The organism is Polaribacter sp. M10 (assembly GCF_054968445.1).
The window spans coordinates 1-10024 of record NZ_JBSSBG010000035.1 but is presented as its reverse complement, the minus strand read 5'-3'; the positions used below and the strand labels follow the sequence as shown (position 1 = coordinate 10024).

6 protein-coding genes are annotated in these 10024 nt (G+C 30.3%); 2 read left to right on the top strand and 4 right to left on the bottom strand.

Annotated elements, in window-relative coordinates; all coding sequences use genetic code 11:
* Positions 1-298 precede the first annotated feature (298 nt).
* The 3 genes from ACWYN7_RS16930 to ACWYN7_RS16920 all read right to left on the bottom strand — a co-directional run bounded on the left by ACWYN7_RS16930 (position 299) and on the right by ACWYN7_RS16920 (position 5429).
* Positions 299-922: an SDR family oxidoreductase gene (locus ACWYN7_RS16930; protein WP_462861161.1), complete on the bottom strand. Its 624-nt coding sequence runs from the start codon at positions 920-922 to the stop codon at positions 299-301.
* Between the two features lie 112 nt (positions 923-1034).
* A complete protein-coding gene (locus ACWYN7_RS16925; RefSeq protein ID WP_462861160.1) occupies positions 1035-2276 on the bottom strand; it encodes an McrC family protein in 1242 nt (413 codons plus the stop codon).
* Positions 2277-5429, bottom strand: coding sequence for an EVE domain-containing protein (locus tag ACWYN7_RS16920; protein WP_462861159.1), 3153 nt, complete (start codon positions 5427-5429; stop codon positions 2277-2279). It lies immediately after the preceding gene.
* Between the two features lie 682 nt (positions 5430-6111).
* Between ACWYN7_RS16920 and ACWYN7_RS16915 the strand changes: the two genes are divergently transcribed.
* Complete coding sequence (locus ACWYN7_RS16915) at positions 6112-6303, top strand: HU family DNA-binding protein (protein ID WP_462861158.1); 192 nt, start codon at positions 6112-6114, stop codon at positions 6301-6303.
* A 348-nt stretch (positions 6304-6651) separates the two neighbouring features.
* Here the strand turns inward: ACWYN7_RS16915 and ACWYN7_RS16910 are convergent, their stop codons facing one another.
* Positions 6652-7236, bottom strand: a complete 585-nt coding sequence (locus ACWYN7_RS16910) for an RNA polymerase sigma factor (RefSeq protein ID WP_459486765.1) — start codon at positions 7234-7236, stop codon at positions 6652-6654.
* Positions 7237-7456: 220 nt separating this feature from the next.
* Here ACWYN7_RS16910 and uvrA point away from each other — a divergent pair.
* Positions 7457-10024 (top strand): excinuclease ABC subunit UvrA (gene uvrA, locus ACWYN7_RS16905; protein ID WP_462861157.1); only part of this gene is annotated, 2568 nt, incomplete at its 3' end.

The window sequence follows — 10024 nt, the reverse complement described above, 5'->3', positions numbered from 1 at the left end:
TTCGCTGAGATTCACAGTGGAGATTGTTTTTGATACGGATTTCACGGATTTGCACTGATTGTAGTGGACATTATTACACTGAGACTCGCAGAGTTTTTTCGCTGAGATTCACAAAAGAAATTGTTTTTGACACGAATTTCACGGATTTGCACTGATTGTAGTGGACATTATTACGCAGAGATTCACAGAGCAAGTATTTATGGTAAACCAAAGAACCTCTTAAAATTTTCGTGGAAATTTTAAGAGGTTCTTGTGTAAAATGAAGAGTATGTTCTCCTTTGGGGTATTAAAGGGGGTATTAATGAGGTATTGCTTCCCCAATTAAAGTATCTCCTTTAATAATTTCGAAAGTATCATCAACTTCTGCTGTATCGTGTAAAACTCGTACTAAGGTTTGTGCTACATCGTCTCTACTAATTTCTCCTCGTTTGTTTAGTTTGTGTTTTAATTCTATTTTTCCAGAGCCTTTTTCATCAGTTAACGTACCTGGTCTTACAATTGAATAGGTTACCTTACTTTGTTTTAAATATTCGTCTGCATTATGTTTGGCCTCTAAATATTCTTGCAAATCGTCTGCTTTTTCTGGGTGGTCTGCTCCCATAGAACTCAGCATTACAAACTTTTTAATATTTTGTTTTTCTGCTGCTGCAATTAATTTTTTAGCGCCATTTTCATCAACCTCTTTTACTTTTTTTCCTCCAGAACCTGCTGCAAATATTACTTTATCGATATTATGCACGGTATGCGCAACGTCTTCTTCTAAATCTGCCAAAACTGTTTTTATATTTCTTTGCGCAAATTGTTCTTCTTGCTCTTTTTTACGAACCATGGCAACTGGAGTAAAATATTGTGATGTTGCTAATAAATTTACTATTTTTTTTCCTGTGGTACCATTGGCACCTGCTACTAATATATTTTCCATATCACAAAGTTCTACAAAAAGAACCCTAGAGGTTTGCTGATATCCTTTAAATGTTGATGGATATGAAAAATAGATAATAATACTTTACAGGGTGTCATATTTTTATTCTTTATTAAAAGAAATATTTTAGAATTTCATCTCCAATATTGCTATTTAATATGCTCTTTGTATCAATAACAGAAACAAATCCCATTTTACATTGGTGTTCTATTTGAGAATGGTTTTCATCTTCATTTTTCACATAATCATCTGTTAGATAAGGCTTAAATTTATTACTACTTGCATCACCTGGATATAATAACATGGCTTTTTGTGCATCCCAAAAACGACAATAGGTATACATTTGACGTAAATCGCTAACTGAAGCTGTATTGTTTTTTGGTCGTTTCCATTTGGTGTCTATAATATAGGTTTCTAAACCTTTACGCAATACAATATCTGGTCTTAAATTATTGTGTCCCCAAAATGACTTCGATTCTTGACCTGATATTTTTATATCAGTACCTATACAAGCTTTTTCCAATTGTTTTGTTATGTATGTTTCCCATAATTCGTTCATATCAAATAATAATGACAACATTTTTTCCTTACCTGAGGAAATGTCTGGAGAATAATTTAAAATGATGAGTCTTGCTAACTCCAATGCCTTAGAATAACCTTGTGATTTTCGATTAAGTTTTATATTATTTAGTTGTTGTAGTGTAATACTCTGATTGGATAATTTTGGGAAATTTAGGCTTACTCTTTTAGTGGTATCATGTAATCTTGTACCTTTGGTAAACTGACCTACAATATCTAATGCTTTAGATAATATTTGATTCAGTATGTGCTCTGTATCATAGACTTGGTGTGTTGTAAAAAAACGTTCCTTGTGTATTGCATTTTTTTGTATATGACTTGCAAACTCTAATTTTCCTTTTAGTGCTATTGTATTCTTAGATTGTTTTCGATATTGTTTAATTAGACCTTTATGGATTAGTGTATTCACCTCCATTAAATATTGCTCAAAATAAACTTCCAGTAAATTTAAATGCTGTCTTTTTACATTTGCATCACCAGTTGTTTGTGCATTTAATTTGCCACAAGCTTTAAGCATTTTTAACAGTACATTTTTCCAACGATTGTTTTGATCATCTTTATCTGCTTTGGGATGAATTTGAATCGTTACACCTGCAACTTGAATGATGCCCACATATTGATTGAATTTTATTCCTTTTGCAATTGGTTCAAAATATTTACCCTCATGCAGTTCATTTAATTTTAAAAGAGCATCTAAATGAACTTGTTTAAAACCCTCTTTACCAACATATAAACGCTGGTGCTCGAAAACAGATATGGTTTTGTTTATCTTCAATTATTCAATCTCTTTTGTACCCAATAAAATTGAAATCGCTTCGATTATCATATCTTTCTGAACCTTCTTTAATACATATGACGAGGTAATAAAATCAGTTGCATTTTCGTAGGAAAAATCTGCGAAGTTAATTTTATCATTCTTTTGTTTTATTACAAAACCTTTACCCAATACCAAACCTATTTTACCATAATCACCATAGAAATATTCTTGCAATAAAGGCACTATTTTATTGTTAAACGCATTGGTTAACTCTTCAGCAGATTTGACATTGAAAAAGTAAGAATGCCCAATGGTATGATCTCTATCTATTAATAATTCGATGCGCTCATTAATTGTTTCTAAGACTTTAGATAATTTGACACCTTCGACTTCTTCCTTTTCAATTACCCTATAATCGGGCATCATTTCTTTGAACTCGAAACGACGTCTTAATGCGGTATCTAAGGCTTCTACAGATCTGTCTGCTGTATTCATAGTTCCATAAATATCTAAATTTGAAGGCACACTAAACTCTTTTTTTGAATAAGGCAATTTTATGCTTAATTCGTTTTTAGCACCACTCCTTTTATCAGTTTCAATTAAGGTAATTAATTCACCAAAAATGGCTGAAACATTACCTCTATTAATTTCATCTATAAAAATTGCATATTTATTTTCAGGATCGTTTTTTGCTTTCACGCATAACTTTTTAAAAACACCATCTTCTATTTTGTACCCTAAATCCGCAGTTTCTTCTTCATTTTCTGGCATTACTGGTTTTATTCCTTCAATAAAATCTTCATAGGCAAATGATTGATGAAATGTTACAAAATCGTAATGTTTGATGCTTTTATCTGCATTTGCAACAAAATTATTTACATCTTCAAGAATTTTAAAAATTTCTGGGGATTGTTCTTTTAACTCACTATCTAGTAAGATCCAAGATTTATCTATTTCTTTATCAAAAATAAGGGGTGCTTGTCTTTGTTTGTAATTGACATTTGTTGACTCTTCTATGGTGTGCATTTGTAAGGTACCCCAAATTGTTGCTCTTACATTTTTAGATTCACTTAAATTTGCTTTAGTGGCTACCCATCTATTCTTTAAAATATCACTAACTTTTGATTTCCCTTCTTCAATCAATGCTAGTGTAATTGCCTGCCACCAAGTAATGTTAGTAACTACTTCTTCAAAATACTTTTCTTTAGAAATAGCTTCTTTTTTTAAAGTGTATTTATCAAATAATTGCTCTTTTAAATAATAGGTTTTCCCTGTTCCTGGAGGACCATATAAAATTTGATTAATTGGTTTCATTTCGGTTACTATTTTTTCTGCAATTTTTTCTTTATTACCTGCGGTCATTAATGCTAATAGATAATCAGAATATTTATCATATTCTGCGTATTTTGATTGGTAAATTGAAACATCTGTAAGTGTTTTTAGTACTAGTTTATCTTGTGTATACCATTCTCCTTTTAATTTCCAATCTACTTTTCTACAGCTTTTATAGCTTTCCCTTTTACTGTCAAAAAAATAATCTGAAGTTACTACGCCATACCCTAATAATTTACTTATGCCTTGTTTTACAATTATTACATCACCTATTTGCATTGTATTTGCAAATTCATAATTCGCGGTAACTTTATTTGGTTTTCGATCACTATTTCCGTTAATATGATCAAGAGCCTCTTTTATTTCATCTTTTGACTTATATTGTTTAAGATCTCCTAATCTATCCCAACCAATAGCCATTATATTAGCTTCAAAAAATTCATCCCAATGATCAGCACCACCTCCTGGAGAATACAACCAATATTTAATATTATTGGTTCGATTCCAATTTAATAATGTCTCAAACTCTTCTTGAGTGGCTTTAAAATTTGTGCCTTGATTACCTGCTTTAAATTCAGAAAAAACAGGATTATCTTTTAGCTCTTCCCAACGTATAGGGTCTTCTGCTAAATATTTTAAAATTCTAATTTTTACTCTTTCTATAGGCTCGCTATTCGAAGAGCTTAAATAATATTGTTGTTCTTCGTTTTCTTCTGTGAAAACATTAACTTCAGAGGTTACTTCAGCTAAAGCATAGCAGCCAGATCCAGCACCAGTTTGCCATATAATAACTTGATCACCAATCTTTATTTTGTCTTTATGCGCAGCAATTTTCCAACTTTTTAGATGGCCCGATTTTAGGGCTTTTTTTATGTTGTAAATATTAGGATTTCCTTGAAATATCCAATAGTTGGGTATTTTATAATCAAAATTTTCTTTTAAAAACTTAATATAATTGTTCTTACCTAGAATTGCTTTTGGGATTCCGTTACTGTTTTTTGCATCATATTCAATAAAATCTAGATTTTTAGTTCGCTCTTTTTTATTTAAAAGAAACAAAATTGTACTTATTAAAGCATTTATTTTTTTTGGGTCTACCAAGAAAAAATCTATTTCATCAAAAAAACTATTAATTTCAATGAGCCTTTCTTCAATACTTTGATTGGTATACCCTAAATAATTACGATATGAATCAAACGTATTTTTGTTTAACCATTTTGCAAAATCTTTTTTTACATCTACTTGACGTTCTTGATATTGTTTCCACAGATTATGACAATATGCAAAGTACTCTTGCTCTTTTGGTTTTAATTCTAAAATGGCTTTATGAAAATAAGAAATGGGAGTTTTATTATTGTATTTGATATTTAAGTTAGAAGCTATAATGCGTAAAGCATCTAATTTAAACATGTTTACACAATTGAAATTGCCATATAAAAATGCAATTTTCCATTTGTAAGCATTACCGAGATCAATGTCATCAATGGGTTGTATATTATTTTGTTTGGCATAGTTAGCAATACTTATAATAATTGACTTTATAGTTGTAAATGCATCTTCTTTGGTTACGCCATATTTGGTATGCCACGCATATTCACCATCATTTGTTCTGTTAATTGCCGATACTGTTTTAGAAGTAGCACCCATTTTATAAATACCGAATTTAAAAGAACTACCACCTACAATACTTCCTAAATCTCTAGTTATATGTTCTAACCAATAGCAAAAAGAGTTTTCTCTTTTGGTATCTGTATATTGCTCTAGAGACATTGTTTCTAGTTTCTCTAAAGACCAATATTCTAAAAAATCTTGTTTTAGCTTATGTAAGTTTGCAATCATTCTATTCTTTTTCAATTATTAATCCATTTTATTCTAAAACATCAAAACATTATGTATACACTTAAAAATAAATAATTAATTTTCTTCTTGGTTATTATAAGCTTGCAAAATCCAAAACATCAGGATATTTTACAAGAATTTCATTTTCTAATATGCCTACTTGTGCGTACATTTATTATTAACTAAAAACAATTATTACTGTTTTGAAAAAATGGATATAGTTTAGCAATTTTTACCCAAAAAAGATAAAGAAATAAATGTAAGAAAAAGCAGCCTACTAACCAAAGTAAGTCTAAAAAAATAAAATACGTCTCTTGTACCTCTTGTTTTATTTACACCATGTCATATCGCTTACAAATTATGTTTATCTGTAGTAAGGTTTTATGTCATCAAGGTTCTCTTGCAACTTGCATCAAAAGGCAATGCAACATGCATTAAGCGGCAGTTGGTATTGCATCAAGACGCAACAACAAAAACTTCAGTAACTTTTGATACAAACTATAGTAACTTTTAGTACAAAGTTACCTTAGTTTTGGTACAAAGTATAGATACTTTTGGTAAAAAGTACTAGTATTTTTACCCAAAAGATCTAGTATATTTATATAAAAGTTCTAGTATTTTCTGATAAATATTGTAGTATATTTATCTAAGGGATATTTAGTAGCGTTTTAACCCCCTATTTATGAATCTTTTACAAGATACAAAAAAAATGGCATTACAATACAGAATTACCAAAAGAAATAACAGCATTCAAAACAATACCTCACATTATATTTTACAGGCCATTAGCAGAGGCACCATAGATTTAGATAAATTAAGTGCCGATATTAGTAACGAGGTTGGTTTTTGGTTTTTGGTTAATGGTTTAGGTTGATGGATTTTTCTATTTCACTATTTGCTACGCAAGGTACTTTCAATCAGAATATATTTTGATTTTAGTAATAATCGAAATGACAGTAGTACTAAACGTGAACATTATAAATGAAAAAAGCCTCAACGTGTGTTGAAGCTTTTTCCTTTCTTAATTCAAATTCAATTCAATGAAACTTTTTGATTTTGTTTTTACAATAGTTAGCGATTTGGAAAAATTGATCAAAAATTGAACTGTTTCTTGTTTAGGTTGCATCTGAATTTCAGACGACTTTTTTGAGTAAAGTTGCATCATATATAGTATTTAATAACTTGGTTCTAAATAAGTAACGATGGCATTTTACTTTTATTGTTAGTTTACTAAAATAATTTTATTTTTTTCTATTAATTTACGCATATTTATAAGGGCATATCGCATTCTACCTAATGCTGTATTAATGCTAACGCCTGTATTTTCGCTTATTTCTTTAAAACTCATGTCTTTATACATACGCATTACCAAAACTTCTTTTTGTTCTTCTGGTAATTCTTTTACCAGCTCTCTAACATCAGCAAAAATTTGTTCTTGTATAAGCTGTTTTTCTGCATTTAGATTTCCATCACCCAAAACAGAAAAAATATCAAATTCATCTGTTGTGTTAAATGCGGGCATTCTACTCGATTTTCTAAAATAATCGATCACCAAATTATGTGCAATACGCATTACCCAAGGCAAAAACTTACCTTCTTCGTTATAATTTCCTTTTTTTAAGGTTCTAATTACCTTAATAAAAGTATCTTGAAAAATATCTTCTGTAATGTCTTTATCTTTTACTTTACTGTAAATAAAGCTAAATAATCTTTGTTGGTGTCTTTTTATTAAAAGACTAAGTGCTACTTCATTTCCTTTAATATAATCACTTACTAAAGTACTATCTGAAATGGTTTTTTTTTGCATCATAACTACTTTTTAGAAGAACAAGTTGTTCTTCATTTTTATTATTCTAACTAATAATTTTTAAAGTAGTTTTTTAGTATATGCGTCTAATTTAGTGAATATTAAGTGTTCAAATATAACTTTTATTTTTAATCCATCAAACTTTTTAACAAATTTGGCAGTAATCTTTTTTTAAAGTCCTTTAAAAATATGGTATTTTTATCACTTATATTTTTAATGCATGAAGCAAGATATTTCTACTGTAAATCCTAAAGAAAACATAATCATTAAAGGAGCAAAACTCCACAATTTAAAAAATATTGATGTTGTTATACCAAGAAACAAATTGGTTGTAATTACGGGTTTGTCTGGTTCTGGTAAATCTTCATTGGCTTTCGATACTTTGTATGCAGAAGGCCAAAGACGTTATGTAGAAAGTTTATCTTCTTATGCACGTCAATTTTTAGGAAAATTACACAAACCAAAAGTAGATTATATAAAAGGTATTGCACCAGCAATTGCTATTGAGCAAAAAGTAAATTCTACAAATCCACGTTCTACAGTAGGTACATCAACAGAAATTTACGATTATATAAAATTATTATATGCCAGAATTGGCAAAACCTACTCGCCTATTTCTGGTAAAGAAGTAAAAAAAGATACGGTTTCTGATGTTGTTAATTTTATAAAAGAATTTAAAGAGCGCACAAAATTATTACTCCTTGCACCAATTACTATTGATGAAAACCGCGATTTAAAAACCGTTTTACAAGTTTTAGAACAACAAGGTTATGCCCGATTAAAATGGAAGGATGCTGTGTATCGAATCTCAGATTTTCCTCAAGAGGAGTATAAAAACGAAGCTATCTTTTTAGTAGTGGATAGAATTGTGACTAAAGATGATGAGGATTTTTACAACAGATTGGCAGATGCCATACAAACTGCTTTTTTTGAGGGCAAAGGAATTTGTTTTATAGAAAACTTAGCTGATCATAAAGTTTCTGAGTTTAGCAATAAGTTCGATTTAGACGGAATGTCTTTTTTAGAACCCAATACGCATTTATTTAGTTTTAACAATCCTTATGGAGCCTGCCCAACTTGCGAAGGTTATGGAAATGTAATTGGTATTGATGAAGATTTAGTAATACCCAATACAGGTTTGTCTATTTTTGAGGATGCCATTTTTCCGTTTAAAACGCCTTCTTATGTGCATTATAAAGAAGCTTTGATTTCAGTGGCTTACCAATTTGATATTCCGATTCACAAACCTTGGTTTGAGTTAACAGAAAAACAAAAAGAATTGGTTTGGAATGGCAACACATCTTTTAACGGCATTCATCATTTCTTTTCGGTTTTAGAAGAAAAAAGCTATAAAATTCAGAATCGCGTAATGCTTTCTCGTTATCGAGGCAAAACAAAATGTACAACCTGTAATGGCAAACGTTTACGCAAAGAAGCAGATTATGTAAAAATAAACGAAAAAACCATTTCAGATTTGGTTTCATTGCCTTTAGATGAATTGGCTGTGTTTTTTAAAAACTTAACATTAGACAAATATCAAGAGAAAATAGGAAAACGTTTGTTAACCGAAATCAATAATCGTTTGCAATTTTTAACCGATGTTGGTCTCTCGTATTTAACCATCAACAGAACTTCGAACACTCTTTCTGGTGGCGAGAGTCAGCGTATTAATTTGGCGACTTCTTTAGGGAGTTCTTTGGTAGGTTCTATGTATATTTTAGATGAACCTAGTATTGGTTTGCATCCAAAAGACACAGAACGTTTAATTGGTGTTTTAAAAAATCTACGCGATTTAGGAAACACTGTTGTTGTGGTTGAGCACGATGAAGATATTATGAAAGAAGCGGATTACATTATAGATATTGGTCCAGAAGCAGGTACTTTTGGAGGAAATGTAGTTGCAGAAGGTACTTTTAATGAAATATTAAAATCGGATTCGTTAACCGCTAAATACTTAAATGAAGATTTAAAAATTGATGTACCAACAAAACGAAGAACATCAAAAAATAACATTCAGATTATTGGTGCAAGAGAACACAATTTACAAAATATAGATGTTACTTTTCCACTAAATTGTTTGTCTGTAATTACAGGAGTTTCAGGATCTGGAAAAAGTACATTGGTAAAGAAAATTCTATATCCTGCCATGCAAAAAAAGATTTCTGGTTATGGTGATAAAATTGGACAACACACAGAAATAAAAGGCAGTTTCGATACTTTAAAACACGTTGAGTTTATAGATCAAAATCCTATTGGGCGTTCATCGCGTTCTAATCCTGTTACGTATATTAAGGCTTATGATGATATTCGTGCGCTTTTTTCGAATCAGAAAATCTCAAAAATAAGAAACTACAAACCCAAACATTTTTCTTTTAATGTAGAAGGTGGACGTTGTGAAGTTTGCAAAGGCGAAGGAGAAGTGACCATAGAAATGCAATTTATGGCAGATGTACATTTAGAATGCGATGTTTGTAATGGAAAACGTTTTAAGAAAGAGGTTTTAGAAGTTAAGTTTGATAATAAATCTATAGATGATATTTTAAATTTAACGATTGATGATGCTGTTGCTTTTTTCTCAGAAAATTTAGTACCTAAAATTGCCAACAAACTAAAACCTTTGCAAGATGTTGGTTTGGGGTATGTAACTTTAGGACAATCTTCTTCTACGCTTTCTGGTGGTGAAGCCCAGCGAATTAAATTGGCTTCGTTTTTAGTAAAAGGAAACACCAAAGACAAAGCCCTATTTATTTTTGATGAACCCACCACTGGTTTACATTTTCACGATATT